Origin of the sequence: Polystyrenella longa (genome assembly GCF_007750395.1) — a bacterium.
GTDB classification, from domain to species: Bacteria; Planctomycetota; Planctomycetia; order Planctomycetales; family Planctomycetaceae; genus Polystyrenella; species Polystyrenella longa.
On sequence record NZ_CP036281.1, the window covers coordinates 1,815,084 to 1,830,290 of the forward strand.

9 protein-coding genes are annotated in these 15,207 nt (G+C 49.6%); 1 reads left to right on the plus strand and 8 read right to left on the minus strand.

Annotation, left to right across the window (positions count from 1 at the left end):
- Nucleotides 1-482 precede the first annotated feature (482 nt).
- The 8 genes from Pla110_RS06835 to Pla110_RS06870 all read right to left on the minus strand — a co-directional run bounded on the left by Pla110_RS06835 (nucleotide 483) and on the right by Pla110_RS06870 (nucleotide 9,342).
- Nucleotides 483-1,277, minus strand: a complete 795-nt coding sequence (locus tag Pla110_RS06835; protein WP_144994533.1) for an inositol monophosphatase family protein — start codon at nucleotides 1,275-1,277, stop codon at nucleotides 483-485.
- Nucleotides 1,278-1,471: 194 nt separating this feature from the next.
- The gene (gene fusA, locus Pla110_RS06840) at nucleotides 1,472-3,595 is read right to left on the minus strand and encodes an elongation factor G (RefSeq protein ID WP_144994535.1); all 2,124 of its coding nucleotides are present in this window, start codon (nucleotides 3,593-3,595) and stop codon (nucleotides 1,472-1,474) included.
- Between the two features lie 807 nt (nucleotides 3,596-4,402).
- Nucleotides 4,403-5,773, minus strand: a complete 1,371-nt coding sequence (gene dnaB, locus Pla110_RS06845) for a replicative DNA helicase (RefSeq protein WP_144994538.1) — start codon at nucleotides 5,771-5,773, stop codon at nucleotides 4,403-4,405.
- Nucleotides 5,774-5,969: 196 nt separating this feature from the next.
- Nucleotides 5,970-6,452: a 50S ribosomal protein L9 gene (gene rplI / locus Pla110_RS06850; RefSeq protein ID WP_144994540.1), complete on the minus strand. Its 483-nt coding sequence runs from the start codon at nucleotides 6,450-6,452 to the stop codon at nucleotides 5,970-5,972.
- Between the two features lie 119 nt (nucleotides 6,453-6,571).
- Nucleotides 6,572-7,081 carry a single-stranded DNA-binding protein gene (ssb, locus tag Pla110_RS06855; protein WP_144994542.1) on the minus strand — a complete coding sequence of 170 codons (510 nt, stop codon included), beginning with the start codon at nucleotides 7,079-7,081 and terminating at the stop codon, nucleotides 6,572-6,574.
- A gap of 188 nt (nucleotides 7,082-7,269) precedes the next feature.
- Nucleotides 7,270-7,722, minus strand: coding sequence for a 30S ribosomal protein S6 (gene rpsF, locus Pla110_RS06860; protein ID WP_231742937.1), 453 nt, complete (start codon nucleotides 7,720-7,722; stop codon nucleotides 7,270-7,272).
- 187 nt (nucleotides 7,723-7,909) lie between these two features.
- A complete protein-coding gene (gene pth, locus Pla110_RS06865; protein ID WP_144994545.1) occupies nucleotides 7,910-8,524 on the minus strand; it encodes an aminoacyl-tRNA hydrolase in 615 nt (204 codons plus the stop codon).
- Between the two features lie 185 nt (nucleotides 8,525-8,709).
- Nucleotides 8,710-9,342, minus strand: a complete 633-nt coding sequence (locus Pla110_RS06870; RefSeq protein WP_144994547.1) for a 50S ribosomal protein L25 — start codon at nucleotides 9,340-9,342, stop codon at nucleotides 8,710-8,712.
- A 593-nt stretch (nucleotides 9,343-9,935) separates the two neighbouring features.
- Between Pla110_RS06870 and Pla110_RS06875 the strand changes: the two genes are divergently transcribed.
- Complete coding sequence (locus Pla110_RS06875; protein WP_144994549.1) at nucleotides 9,936-14,840, plus strand: outer membrane protein assembly factor BamB family protein; 4,905 nt, start codon at nucleotides 9,936-9,938, stop codon at nucleotides 14,838-14,840.
- The last annotated feature ends 367 nt before the right edge of the window (nucleotides 14,841-15,207 follow it).

Sequence of the window (15,207 nt, forward strand, 5' to 3'; positions counted from 1 at the left end):
CGATCATTGTGAGCGGTAACTTGAGTCCCTGTCCTTTTTAGATATCTATCTCCCCAGTGGGAGACAATCGCTTCCGATTGAAGTAAGAAGTGTAAGAGTGGTCATCGATCTCAAGCTTTTAAGAATAGGATGACGCTCCTCTCATACTAATTTACGTTGAAACTGCTCAAACAATAAAGGACATTTGGCTAAATTGGACCCTTTCAGAAGAATTCTCCAACTGTACCGATTAATCGGTTTGTAAGTGGGGAATTCAACTAGCAATAGCCTTGTTGCTCCCATGGTCTTCAGGCGAAAACCTATATGTCCTGCTGAATTCTACTTCAGCAGTTCTGTTAAAAGCATCGACATCGAGGCCTGAGTTGATGGTCCTTGAACTTTGGTTGAAATTCGCGATTCGGGCTTGCCAATAGTTCGTGACCTCGATATCGCTTCGCTGGATACGACTCTCAAGGAGCCGTCAGTGAAGATCCACGTCGAATTTATGGAACCAAGCATAGCTGTTCACTAAGTTCCGACTGCAAAGTCGGGTTACTGCATGCCAGCAGGTCAGGGCAGTCGACATCGAAGGGAGAGCTGTCCATTTTCGTGACCACCCCACCAGCGGCCAGCAGAATCGCAACACCGGCCGATTGATCCCAGGGCTTGAGACTCGTCGACCAGAACCCATCGAGTCGATTGGCAGCCACATAAGCGAGGTTTAAAGCAGCGGAGCCAGTGCGTTGTACGTGCTGGGCGAGCGGCAGGATATTTAAAAAGCGAGCGACAGCGGGATCGGTTCGATCGGCACAGCGGGGCAGGCTTGCCACAACCAGTGATTCGGATAAAGGAGTCGCCTGAGACAACTTCATCTCCACGTCGTTGCAATAGGCGCCCTCACCTACTATTCCGGTAAACATTTCATCTCGATTTGGGTCATAGATGACTCCCAAGTAGGGTTTTCCTTCATATTCCAACCCAATGGAAACCGCGTAAAACGGAAATTGATGTACGTAATTTGAGGTTCCGTCGAGGGGGTCGATGATCCATCGGAATGGAGATTTGCCCTCCGTTTGACTGAGTCCTTCCTCACCGAGGTAATGGTGATCGGGGAACCGTGACTGCAGGTACTTCTGAATCGCCTTCTGGCTCGCCAGATCGGCGTCCGTGACCAAGTCCTGAGGACCTTTTTCACTAACGGAAAAGTGACTGACCCAGTCCTGGAGAATTCCGCCCGCTTCGCGCGCAGAGGCGATGGCCACTTTCATCAAGTCAGGGGTGACGTTATGGGTGTTCATGGTGGGCATCTTTTATTGTTGGCGGAGACGGGGCAGGGGAATCCGAAGTTCGGTTTCGAGTAAGAGGACGCGATGGAATCCTCGTTCAAAATAGCAGGCGGTAGCCAATAAAAAAACCGTGATTCGATATGAGATCGAATCACGGTTCCGTTTTATATCAAGCAGAAACTGCGTGGACGGCAGCCCAATCTGAATTAGGCCATCGCCAAGCGTTCTTCTTTTTCTTTTCGTCGACGTTCGATGATTTCAGGCTGCAAGTTCGTAGGAACTTGCTTGTATTTCGCAAATTCCATTGAGAAGGAACCCTTACCTTGAGTCATGGAACGAAGTTCGTTCGCGTAATCGAACATGGTTGCCAATGGTACTTCAGCCAGAATGATCGAAGTTCCCTGTTTGACTTCCGTATTTGTGATGACGCCTCGTTTGGTTGCCAGGTGGCCGGTAGCCGGTCCCTGGAACTCTTCCGGAACTTCAATTTCAAGCTGCATGATTGGTTCCTGAAGTGCCATTTTGGCTTTCAGCAACGACTCTCGCATGCAGTTAAAACCACAAGTTTCGAAAGCTTTCTCCGAAGAGTCAACATCGTGATAACTTCCGTCTTCGAGGTAGGCACGAACGCCCACAACTTCACACTCGGCCAACGGGCCTTTTACCAGAGCTCGTTGAAAACCAGCATTAACAGGTTGAATGTATTCTTTAGGAATACGACCCTGACTAATACTGTTCACGAACTCGTAAGGTGCTTCCGAAACTTCATCTTCCGTCATTGGTTCAAGTTTACCAACCACGTGAGCGAATTGACCGGAACCACCCGTTTGCTTTTTATGTTTGAAGTTGAATTCGACAGTTTTCGTCGGACATTCACGGTAAGCCACACGAGGTTCACCGACGATACATTCGCACTTGTATTCGCGTTTGATTCGTTCGGTGTATACTTCCAGGTGAAGCTGTCCCATACCGGCGATAATGGTCTGTCCCGTTTCTTCGTCAGACATGACGTGGAACGTCGGGTCTTCGCGACGGAAACGTTCCAGAGCTTTCGCCAGACGGTCTGCACCATCCCGCTGAGCTGGTTCAATAGAGAGCCGGATCACCGGTTCTGCAACGAAGATGTTTTCCAGAGAGTAATTAACGTCACCACTGGTGAACGTATCCCCGGAAGCACAGTCAACACCAACCACAGAAAGAATATCTCCAGGGCCAGCGTAGTCGACATCTTCACGGCTGTCCGCGTGCATCCGTACCAAGCGACCGAATCGGGTTTTCTGCCCCGTACGAGCGTTGATGTAGGAATCACCTTTTTTGACTTCACCCTGATAAACACGGAAGTAAGTCAACTGGCCGAATTGCTCCATGACGGTTTTGAAGGCCATGGTGACAAGAGGCAAGTCTTTGTCCGGTGTCAAAGTGACACGTGGCTGACTTTCACCATCTTCGACTTTCGCACCGTTATCGATCGCGGAAATATCGCGGTCAAGCGGGCTTGGCAGATAGTTCACCACAGCATCCAGTAATTCCTGAACACCTTTGTTTTTGAACGCGGTGCCCATGAACACAGGAGTGATGCTCTGGTTCAGTGTAGCCATTCGAACAACTTTGCGGATTTCTTCTACGCTGATTTCCGCTTCTTCGAGCAGTTTTTCCATCAGATCATCGCTGAACAGAGAAAGCTCTTCCAGCAGATGGTGACGAGCTTCGTCCGCTTTTTCTTTGTATTCATCAGGAATCTCTTCGTAACGAACGATTTCCCCTTTTTCGCCATCAAAGAATGCGGCTCGCATCTCGACGAGGTCGATCACGCCCTGGAAATCAACTTCTGCTCCCATCGGAATCTGCATGGGAAGCGGAGTGACTTTCAGTTTCTCGCGAATCTGGTTGATCACGTTGTCAGGATCAGCACCAGTACGGTCCATTTTGTTGATGAACGCAATACGGGGAACCTGATATCGTTTCATTTGGCGGTCGACAGTCAAAGACTGACTCTGCACACCACCAACCGCACACAGCACCAGTACGGCACCGTCGAGCACGCGAAGACTACGTTCCACTTCGACGGTAAAGTCGACGTGGCCCGGCGTGTCGATCACGTTGACCTGATAGTCTTTCCACCAAACCGTTGTTGCGGCAGAAGCGATCGTAATCCCTTTTTCCCGCTCCAGGTCCATGGAGTCCATAGTGGCACCACCGTCGCCACCGCGAACCTCTTTCATGTTGTGGATTCGACCTGAGTAGAACAGAATTCGCTCTGTAAGGGTGGTTTTACCCGAATCGATATGGGCCGAGATACCAATATTGCGATATTTCTGGAGCTTTGTCATGACCGTGAAATTAATGACCAAATGAGGTAACTGAAGATCGCATTTCATCAACGTGTGAAATGCGGGAATAGTAGTTTGTTATGTATTTTATAGGGCGAGAGCTGAATGGAAACAGGTCGTCACATTCAGTTCTATTGCTTATTGATTATTTCAGCAAAAGAATGGTGTGTTCACTCATTCCCGTTGGGGATGCAGGAACGGAGTTCATTCTGCTGGTTCAGTCAGGTCGCTAATCGTCCGGGATTGTTACAAAGAATCAGAAATAGCGAAAGAGACTTTCTGGCATCCCCCCCTACGGGGAAATCCAATACAGGAATCTTTCCGAACTGAATCTTCGCGAAACAGTTGAAATCAGCGATTTCAGCCCGACACTCGCAGGAGCTCCATCACGGAGCTTGAATCTGACAAGGGCTGTGATCAACAGGCTTCAGAACCAATTTTGAGCATTCCAGCATCCTGAAATTACACACAATTCCGGACAGAAGACTCTGAAGTTGTTGTGAGAGAAAGCGTTCAGCGAGCAGACGCAACTACATCGAACCCACGATATACAGGTGGGAGATGTGGTAAGAATAGTATCGTGAGTTATCCTCATAGAAAAGAGGAATCAGAGCAGATTTTCTATTCGGGTAGAAAATAGGACCTCACTTTAAGACCATACCTTCACTCGCACTCTCATTCTAACATGTTCTTAATTAAGGGGTTCCGCAACAATCATAAAGGTGAATGAGCCGTTAGCAGACAGGTCATTCAATTTCTCGTTAGGGCTTCTTAAATGGCGAATTTCCTGTTTGAATTGCTAAGATATTAGAGTCCGAATCCACCCTCGGGTTCGTTTACATTCGTGTAATTCTCAAATCGCATGTATTCTGCACGCCAAGCTAGTGGGACAATCCCGGTCGGCCCGGACCTGTTTTTGGCGATAATTACCTCTGCTTCGCCTGGTCTGTCTTCCGGGTCGTATGCGGCCGGGCGATGGAGGAAGCAGACGATGTCCGCGTCCTGTTCAATCGCTCCCGATTCTCGCAAGTCCGCCAATTTCGGACGTTTGTCTTCACGAAGTTCGAGTCCACGGTTGAGCTGGCTGAGTGCGATTACCGGGACTTCAAGGTCTTTAGCAATGAATTTCAATCGACGTGACATCTGGGCAATCTGTTGTTCACGGGGAGCTCCTTTGTCCTCTGGCTCCAGCAATTGCAAATAGTCGATGATGATAAGTCCCAAGCCGTCCTTGCGTTTAATTCGACGTGCGATGGCGCCCACTTCACCCACGGTTCGGCCCGCTTTGTCGTCGATATAAAGCGGAAGTTCACTCAATACCTGAGATGCTTCCACAAGTTGGTGACGCTCGACTTCGTCAATGTCTCCCGCCCTCAATTTATGACCGTTGATCTTGGCCTGGATGCAGAGAAAACGTTCTGCCAGTTCCAATCGTGACTGTTCGAGGCTGAACAGGAGCACGCCTTTATTGTTCTCGCGTGCAACTCCCTCTGCCCAGTTACAAACGAGCGCGGTTTTACCCATTGAAGGTCGAGCGGCAAGGATGATTAGCTCCGAAGGTTGGAAACCATTCGTCTTGGCGTCCATGTCCACGAAACCAGTGGCCAGTCCACTTGCACCATCCCGCATCGATCGTTCGTTGATACGGTCCCAGGCGGAGAGCAGAATCTCTCGCATTTCAATGCTACCGGCATCTTCCTGTTGTTCGAGAATCTGGAAGATGTTGCGTTCCGCGTTCTGCAGCATTTCGTCCGTACTGTCGGGCGATTCGTAACAGTCTTTCAGGATGTCGGTGCAGGCATAGATAAGACGACGGCGAATCGCCTTGTCCCTGACGATTTTGGCGTAATATTCGACGTGTGCCGCGTGCGGAACCGCTTCCACAATTCGAGTGAGGTACGGAGCACCACCTATCTCTTCAAGCTCGCTCCGTCGATCCAGTTCGTGGGCCAATGTCACCAGGTCGATCCCGCGGATACCGGTGTCGTACATGTGCTGGATTGCGGCGTAGATCTTCTGGTTCGACTCGTTGTAAAACAAGCTGGGGGATAGCAGTTCGATGACGTCGTCAATTTTCTCGTTGACGAGTAGGATGCCACCTAAAACCCCTAATTCTGCCTCAAGGCTCTGGGGCGGAAGGTTGCGGGTGGAGTCATTGAAGTCGGAACTTGGTGGCATGGAACTTCCGTGCTAATCCATCAGAATAGGGGAGGGGATCCTCGAGGGATAGAAATCTTTGAGTTTCAAATCAGCCGAACTATTTGAAAGTACCAAATAAAAAACCGGCCGTAAAAGGCCGGTTCCAGTTCGACGTTCGAATGTCAGGAAATTGTGCCTCAGGCGAGACACAATGCCTGATTCAAGTTGCTGCTTGTTATTTGCTAACAGCAGGAACAACCCAAACTTTGACTTCGGTTTTGATTTTTTCGTGGAACTCGAGCTTTACGGTGTACATACCCAGTTCTTTGAGCGGACCATCCAGTTTGATGTGTTCTGGTTCGACTTCATAGTTGGCCGTTTTGAGAGCTTTGCTGATCTCTGGAGCGGTAATCGAGCCATACAGGTGGCCTTCATGGTTGGCATTCGCTTCCAACGTGACGCTGTATTTGTTGACGTTGTTGGCGAGCTCTTTGATCGATTTCAGGCGATCTGCTTCCAGCTCATCCAAGCGAATACGGTGTTGTTCGACCATTTTCTTGTTGTGATCAGTAGCGACAGTCGCCAATCCCTGTGGAAGCAGGAAGTTACGAGCGAATCCAGGTTTTACACCTACGATATCCCCCTGGCTACCCAGGTTAGGAACGTCTTCGGCGAGCAGCAGTTCAATATTTCGTTTTGATAAGGCAGCAGGGGCCATGTTTCTAACTCTCTTGATTGCGAATGTGTCAGGTTCAACGGGATCAGTTGAATCGCTGGCAGGTTAAATCACGTTGTATTAAAGGTTATTCCGGTAAATCGCGTCCCCGAAGGGATATTTTAGAAGGGGACGTCATCGTCGCCACCTGGTGAGTCGTAGAAGGCTTCCGAACCGCCGGAAGAGGGTTCGTCCGGGCCGGAATCGAATCCACCACCGTACTGATTGCCGCCTCCACCACCGCTTGAACGACCACCGCCGCCTCCACCGGTACCACCACCTCCTCCGCCACCACTATTGGCACCGACCATGGTCATGTTTTCGCAAACAACCTTGAGTTTGGATCGTTTCTGACCAGACTCTTTATCATCCCATTGATCGAGGTTCAATCGACCTTCGATCAGAACAGAACGGCCTTTACCCAGGTATTCGCCTGCTACTTCCGCCTGACGTCCCCATAAGGTGACGTCGATGAAGGTGACTTCCTCTTTCTTGGAGTTGGACTGCTTATCGAACCAGGTCCGGTTGACTGCCAGGCCAAGATCAGTGACGGCTGTGCCCGAGGGGGTGTAACGCACTTGGGGATCGCGCGTCAAATTGCCCATCAGAATCACTTTGTTAAAGCTGGCCATGTTACTGTTCTTCCAAGGCAGTTAATTCAACTATTGAAGAGGGAGTGATTGGCTGAGTCAGCAGGGAGGTTGTACCAAAGTGGCCGTTCGGTAATCGATCGGCTCGATTGAAACAATTCCTCCTTGTCGTGACTAAGCAATCGTGTTAACGAAGTGTCGCCCACAGAGAAGCTTTTGAGAAGAGTCGATCAGGAAGCGACTTCGGCTTCTGTTTTAACTTCTTCTTCCGAATCTTTCGTCTCGGTTTTTTCGCTAGATTCAGCTTTTTCGCTGTCTTCGTCGGAAGACTCATCTTCGCTGCCCTGAATTTCGTGACCACTAAGGGTTTCGAAAATTGCATCGTAAAGGACGCGAGGGTGTTTCAGCATGAGCTGGCGAATAACGGCGTCGGACAAACGGCATTGCCGAGTGACTCCGGCCATTTTAGAACCGTCCATGCGGAATAAGACGAGGTAATGCAGGCCTTTTTTGTGGCCGTCGATTTCATAGGCGAGACGCCCGTCCTGCCAGGGACGGTGTGCGTCAATTTGAGCTCCGGCATTTTCAAGAATGCTCAGGACCTGTTGTACTGTTCCCTCGTGGTCTGCGGCAAACTGGGCGCTGTCCAGCAGGAACATGCCTTCGTAAAGATATTCAGCCAACTCCGGGCTCCCTTGTTCAAACAAATTTAGGTGATGACGTGTGGTTCGATGTTGAATAATCAGTTGTACAACATTTGCGTGAAATTGCAAGATGTGCCAACTCGAATCAACTTGGAGTATTCGCGATCATCGTAGTCGCGGAAGCTCTTTTAAGGCTGACTCGGAATGTTCATTGTAGGATAAAAAATCAACTTGATTCTTCGTCTGTACTTTTTTTAGTGGTTCGTTTGGTCTCTGTCGGCGAATTGAATTTATTCATCGTGCCCACAAGATCCCCTTGCATCCAGTGTTCCGCGGCGTCTGCCGCAACCTGAATTGCATGTTGGATGTCTTCCTGTTCCCTCTGACTGAACTTCTTCAGCACATAGTCGGTCACAGAAAGTTTTCCATCCGGGCGGCCGATTCCGATCCGTAATCGAGCGAAGTCGCTGCGACCTCCCAGTTGGTCAATCGTGTTCTGTAGTCCCTTTTGACCACCGGATGAACCTTTGCCACGAAGTCGCAGGCGGCCCGTATCCAGATTTAGATCGTCACAAATGACGAGCAGATCACTAATATTCAGTTTATAAAAATCAACAATCTGTCGGATTGCCTTACCACTTAAGTTCATATAGGTAAGTGGTTTAGCGAGTAGAACCTTTTGGCTGTTGATTTGGCATTCAGTCAGTTCAGAGTCGAATTTCAACTGAACTCGGTCAGCGTCACCTCGACGAGCAAGCTCGTTGATGACATCGAAGCCTATATTGTGACGAGTAGACTCATACTTCTTTCCGGGATTTCCCAGGCCGATGATCAGGTTCATGAGTCTGTTGTCTTCAGGTGTATCGTAATTTGTTCCAAACAGAAGGGGCAATGAGGGAGCTTGTTTAAGCCAACTCTCCGGATCAGTCAGTATTTCAGGAGAGTTGGTGAATTTGGCTCGTTCAAGGCTATTGTAAAGCCCCTGATGTCAGGAAAGTAAGCGAGGCCGATAACAACTGGCAAAGATTACTCTTCATCTTTGTCAGAACTTTTGCCCGCCAGTTCTGGCTCGGTGGGGGCGTCTTCGTCCTCTTCTTCAGTGAGATCCTCGACGGTCGGTTTGATCACGTGAGCAACCATGATGGACGCGTCTTCCAGCAAGGTGACGTTTTCAGGCAATTTCAAGTCGCCGACAGTCAGCTCGTCTCCGATATTCATGTCTGAAATGCGGACAACGAGTTCGTGCGGAATAGAGATCGCAGGGCACTCAATGGACAAACGACGATGCATCTGTTCCAGAGAACCACCCTCGGTCACCCCGTGAGCCAAGCCTTTGAGAACAATGTTGATTTCCACCTGAACACGTTCATTCGGGTCGACACGCTGGAAGTCGACATGGTTAATGTTGACTCCGAAGGTGTCCCAATGCAATTGGGTAATGACGGCTGTTTCCGTTTTCCCGTCCAGCTGCAAATCGACGACTTTATCGTGTGATTGCAGAATGGAGTCGATGTCTTCCCGCTTTACCGTAACAGGGACAGAATCCTGTTTATGACCGAAAACAATTCCGGGAACAAGATTTTGAGCCCGCAGTTTGCGGCTGGCACGGCTGCCGATTTCGGACCGTTTTTCAACGTCGAGATTGATTGCACTGGTCATGACTGAATCTCCGATCAGTCTCCAGAGTGTGGGCAACTGATCGTAAAATGATGTAACGTGTTCGTGGGAAATATCTTATGGGAAATCTTCAGCCGAGCAAACTCGACTGGAATCAGCTATAAGAAGGGAGACTGTATCGTTCAGCGGACCTTGCAATACAGTGATCCGGTATCCGTACGGACGCTATACCATCCGCAAAGCCGGAAAACGACACAAGATAATAAGTGCCGTCCGACACTGCAAGTAACGGGTTATGCTTTTTTCTCCACCAACAGGGCATTATTGCTGCTGATTTCCCTGTTTTAGGCTCTCGCTGCTCGTTTTAACCCGAGAACCTTTGTTTTTGTCTTATTCGACTCAATTCTGTTCTTCTCTAGTCATTAACAGAGGGTAAAGTTGGATTGAGAATTGTGCGTGGAAAATCTGAGTGGGAAAAGCGGGAAATCTGACGGGATGACCGTTATAATAGGAACCATGGCGCGCTCGCCACGTCTTAACAGAAACTGGGAAGGCGGAGCTGGCACGGTTGGGAAGTCATACAAGAATGAAACTACTGTCGCACCGACGGAGGTTTCCGGAGAGATGAATTGATTATGGATAGAAATCGTAACCTGGATGAATTTCTGGCTCCGGATTCCCTTCTTCGATCGGTTTTTTCGTTATTGCTTTCCAGTGTTTTGGTACTGTGTGCAGGCGCGGAGTTATCTGCTCAGGACGGAAACGAACAGCCTGAACAAGCCCAGCCAGGCATTCAGAACCTTCTGAAAAAAGCCAGGCAGGGTCTCCAGAATCTACTCGGGCCGTTCGGTGATAACGAAGATTTAGAAGAAATCCCCGAAGATGCTGTAAGTGGTCAGTTCGATATCACTCGCGACCCTCACGCTCCGGTGAAAAATGAAATCGCAAACTTGTGGCGCCGCACTGAAAAGAATATTGCGGCTGGCGAATTTCAGCAGGGGTATGAGCTCCTCCATCATATTTTGACGCGAACTGACGAAGACCTGATGTACTCGCCCGATGGTAAGTTGATCTCACTCCGTTTACTGGCACAGGAAAAATTGAACGATCTCCCTGAGGAGTATCGTCAGACCTATATTAAGCAGTACGATCTGCTAAGTCAGAAAGAGTATCAACAGGCGTTGAAAGACAATGATTTTCATAAGATCTATGAGATCGCTTCGCGGTACCTGCTGACCGAAGGGGGGCAAAAAGGGGCAAACTGGCTGGGGGCATATCATCTGGATCATGGCCGATACGGATTGGCAGCCTATTGGTTCAATTTGCTACGCGAACAGGATGCAAGAATAACTCAAAGTTTTCACTGGCAATCTCGGCTGTTACTCGCGTTCTCGGCAGCGCAGAAAGAGCGAGAAGCAGAACAGTTGCTGTCTGAAATTACACAAGCTTACCCGAACGAGTCTGACGAACTCCGCAGTATGCTGGAAATGTGGGATCAGAAAATCGTCCTCAATACTGCGTCTCAGACTTCACTGGAAGAGTGGGCTGTTCCCTTCGGGAGCGCCGGTAGAAACGGAATCGCCGCAGGGGGCGACCCAATTTTGACACCTCGTTGGGAGGTGGAGCGGACCAACGATCAGTTGTTGCAGGAGCAGATCGAAGCTCTTGTCGAAACGCTGGTTGATGATCAGGAATCATTGGTGATCCCGAACTTTCCCGTTTTTATGGATGGTTTCGCTGCGTTCAAAACTCTCAGAGGGTTAGTTGTTATCGATGCGGAAACCGGGCATCTGGAATGGGAAACCCAGGAAGAGTATTCCCCAGAAGAAATCGTCGGCATGGTGGGGGATAACGAACTTAAAGTGAATCCTCAGGCGATTCGAGTGAACGGCAGAGTTCAAATCCGAGTGAACGGCATTAACGCCCGCGGCGTGCGACGAATGATGAATCAGTTCGATACGGGATTGCCGGCAACATACAATCCCCTGGTGCGATTGATTTTTAAAAACGCGACTTACGGAATGGTCAGCTGTGATAAACAGCGGGTTTATACTCTGGAAGATGTTGCTTCCATAGGTGGCCCGGAAAATGACTGGGGAGGGATCCGGAATGGAAACTTCATAGATCCTTTTCACCGCGATTGGAATACGAACAAGCTAGCCGCTTACGATCTTCGCTCGGGAAGAAAGCATTGGGCGATCGGCGGGGCAGATCACGATGACGAATTCGATAATCAGATGGCGGGTTATTTCTTTCACTCTACCCCCGTTGTTTATCGGAACGAACTTCTGGTGATAGCGGAGAAGCAGAATGAAATTCAGCTGCTCGCTCTGGCTCCGCAAACAGGGGCTTTGTTATGGAAGCAGTTGATTGCGTTTTCCGATACCGATATTTCAATCGATGTGATGCGGCGGTATATGGGAGGCCAGGTTGCGGTTGCCGACGGAGTGATTGTCTGTCCTACTGCTGCTGGTTGGCTGGTGGGCGTCGATGCTATGACGCATTCGGTCCTCTGGGCTAACCGTTATCATCGTGGCGATCTGGATGAAGAGTCAGCCCGAAGCTGGCGACGCAATTACGATGTCTCCGAGCAGCTCGGTGATTGGAAGGTAACGCCTCCCTTCATCAGTCAGAACAGTGTGGTCTACGCACCGCCCGAAGGGGAATCGCTGAACTGTTACGATTTGCAGACAGGAGAACAACTCTGGGGATCGCAGCACCAGGGCAGAGACCCTCGTCGTCAAGACGCGCTGTTTGTCGCAGGGGTCTGGGGTGAGTTGGTGCTCGTTGTCGAAAACACCCAAATGGCGGCGTACGATTTGAAGCAGGGCCGACGCGTCTGGAAGCATGCTTATACCGAGTCGATGGGTAAGCCAGCTGGTTTCGGTGTCATGAATGAATCGAGCTATTACCTTCCGTTTGATTCTGGTCAGTTACTCAAATTACGTCTCGATGATGGCATGTTGGAGGAAACATTCAATCTGGCTAGTCATGGCCAGCAGGGAAAAGGCCCACTTGGAAACTTGTCGCTCTATCAAGGTAAGCTGCTGTCTTATAGCTGGAAGGGGTTACAGAATTTCGAACAACGTGAATTCGTTGCGCAACAAATCGAGAAACGAAAATCCAAAAACGCTCAGGATCCATTTGCGCTCTTAAAGGAAGCCGAAATCTCCTTGATGGATCACGATTATCTGAAGGCATTGCAGAAACTCAGAGGAATCGATCTTTCGCAGATTGGTGCTGAACTGAAACCGGAATTCCAGGAAGTCCTTCGCCGGGTTTTCCGCAGTGAGAAGATCTCTCGAACGGAAGATTTAGAGTGGGGTCTTAATTTATTGGAAGAGCAGGCAACGGAAGCTCAAGATCATCTCCTTTCTCAGCAGTTGCGCATTGCAAATGATTTGCTCGCGGAAGACACCTCCAAGGCGTTCTCCCGAGGCGTCGAGTTGATCAGCTTTGTTCGCAAGCATCCCGACATCTATCTTGAAGGAGATGGCCGATTCGGACGAAAAGCTCGCGTCGATGTCTGGTTGGCCTCCGAACTGCAGCAGATTTGGAATGCAGCTGCTAATTCTGGAGTGACGGCTGGGCTGGCGGAGCAGATCGAGCCATTACTGGCCGAAGCTGACCCTCAGGATGTGAAATTGCTCCAGTTGTACAGTCGTCTGTTCCATTTTTATGAGCCAATCGAAGCGATTCAAGAAAATCTGGCTCAGCAGCTTTCGTCGACTGATCAATGGCAAGTGGCCGAACGCATCTGGCGTAATAAGTTGACACGTCCACAACAGAAAGGGCAGGGAGTCGATCTCGAACAGATAAATCAATATCGAACCAATCTGGTCCAGTTGATGAAGGATCGAGGGCTGGAAACGGATGCCATTTACTATGAACAACTGCCCGCTGGAACCGACAGATCTGAAGTTCTCGATGCGGACGTTCTAACTGAAGAGTTGAATCCGCTTACTTCTATTACAGGTCGGGGGGCTTTAAAAACATCTTGGGCAATGGGAGATACTGCCACCGATGGACATCGTTCATTGACTTTGCGTCGGCTTGGGGTGGGTCACAGTTCTTATGAAAACACCCTATTGGCAGGGCGACTGGAGGAGCAGGCTCAGCTTCCCTGGTTCCGTCTGTACCATCCTCGCGTGACTCAAAAGCAACGAGTCTCTTTCGTGCACACTACAACTGGAGAAACATATTGGTCAGTCCCCTTGCGGGGGGAAAGGTTGAGTGGCTACGGAGAAGATTGTGTCATGACCTCCGTGGAGCATCTTTTTGTAATCCAGCATGGGGAGATGATTTCTGTTATTTCGCCCGTCGACCAGAGTGTGTTGTGGACTCAACGACTTTCAATTAACAACAGCGATGACTTGTATCAACATATGCGCGAGTTCCGAGTCGATTCTCCACTGCAAGGTGGCAAGCATGCTCTGAGCGAGTATCTGCTGAGTGAACGTAAAAATGAATTCGGAATGATCGCCTTTGTGAATTCCGAAGTGATTGGCGTCTATGGGCGTCATCGGTTGGACGTGCTTGATGTGATGACCGGGAAACGCCTCTGGTCCCTGACAGATCTTCCACGAGAAACGAACGTCACTGGGAACCGGGATGTAGTATTCGTCCGAAGAACCGATCCGGATACAGGCCGGGTCCATTGTGATGCACTTTCGACACGGGATGGTCGGTTGCTCGAGATTGATAAAGAATTGATCGAGAATGCTCTGTACTGCAACGATCATTACTTTGTCACTGTCGACTACGAAACACGAACGGACCCACCTGCGAACGGGGAAGATCGAGGTCAGAGGATCCGGCTGCATGTGATTAAGGCGGTGGACCTGCAGACGAAAGAAGTCTTTTGGACTCAAGAGATCAATGCGGAGTCTAAGGTCAGCTTTCTTCCCTCAGGATTGCTCTTGGCGCTGGATGAAGAGGGCGTGCTGTCGGAGATCGATCTCAATCTCGCGACGGTCTTCCGCTATCAGTCCCTGACGAAGGAGCAGCTAGAGTCGGCTCGGAATTATTTTGTGTTGATTGATGAAGAACAGGTTTACCTAGTAGGAAGTCGGAATGGGGGGCGTTATGCCGATTATGCTCACATTCCAATCAGGGAAATGTTGAAGGCATTGCCAGTTGATGGAGGTTTGTACTGTTTCGATCGTCAGTCGGGCAAGCTGAACTGGTCTAGCCAACTGAAAGAGCAGCAGTTGATCGTTGGTTCCGTCTACCGGTCGCCTTGGCTCGTTTTCGCTTCCGGCCAAGAGCTTGATGACGAATCCAATTTCCAGGATGTCGTTCTGGAAGTGCTTGATCGCCAGCAGGGAAAACAATTGTTGAAGACCGATCTTGCGATTGAAATTGGTAATAATCTGGTGAGTTTCCGTGTCTTTCCTGAAAAGCAGGTCGCAGAATTAACCACAGACAGCCACCGCTATCAAATCGGTTTTGCCGACACAGACGCTGATGCTGGAAAAGGTGGAGCAGAAAAGCCTGATCCGGAAGAGGGCAAGCCGGCAACTGATCCTGCCAGCAACTGATCCTGCCAGCATCCTAAATGTGATGTCATGATCAGCCTGTTCAGATAATCCACTCAGACTAGAGAAGAAAAGTTCGGTTCTGTCGAACTTTGCTAGAGCGACTCTTTACGCCAATATGCTACCGAGACGAATTTGGGTAAATTCTTTTTTGCAAGCTTGTATTGGAACCTCAAATCCCACTTCTCGAAGTAGCGTTCCCCCCGCCTGAGTCGCTACACTGAAGAGGATGTTTCCTTAATTTAATTCAGGGTGTATCACCGCGGTTGCGCTTAGAGGTGTTGCAAACGAACGGTTGTCGCTTGATGATTAATGGTTCTCGGAATTCCCGGTGGCTATCAGACACTTCAGTAGGCTTTATTTATAGAAG

Excerpts from the sequence above, each read along its gene's own strand:
- pth (WP_144994545.1), bottom strand. The coding sequence starts at position 8,524 with ATGAACCTGATCATCGGCCTGGGAAATCCCGGAAAGAAGTATGAGTCT.
- ssb (WP_144994542.1), bottom strand. The coding sequence starts at position 7,081 with ATGGCCAGCTTTAACAAAGTGATTCTGATGGGCAATTTGACGCGCGAT.
- Pla110_RS06835 (WP_144994533.1), bottom strand. The coding sequence starts at position 1,277 with ATGAACACCCATAACGTCACCCCTGACTTGATGAAAGTGGCCATCGCC.
- dnaB (WP_144994538.1), bottom strand. The coding sequence starts at position 5,773 with ATGCCACCAAGTTCCGACTTCAATGACTCCACCCGCAACCTTCCGCCC.
- fusA (WP_144994535.1), bottom strand. The coding sequence starts at position 3,595 with ATGACAAAGCTCCAGAAATATCGCAATATTGGTATCTCGGCCCATATC.
- rplI (WP_144994540.1), bottom strand. The coding sequence starts at position 6,452 with ATGGCCCCTGCTGCCTTATCAAAACGAAATATTGAACTGCTGCTCGCC.
- Pla110_RS06875 (WP_144994549.1), top strand. The coding sequence starts at position 9,936 with ATGGATAGAAATCGTAACCTGGATGAATTTCTGGCTCCGGATTCCCTT.
- Pla110_RS06870 (WP_144994547.1), bottom strand. The coding sequence starts at position 9,342 with ATGACCAGTGCAATCAATCTCGACGTTGAAAAACGGTCCGAAATCGGC.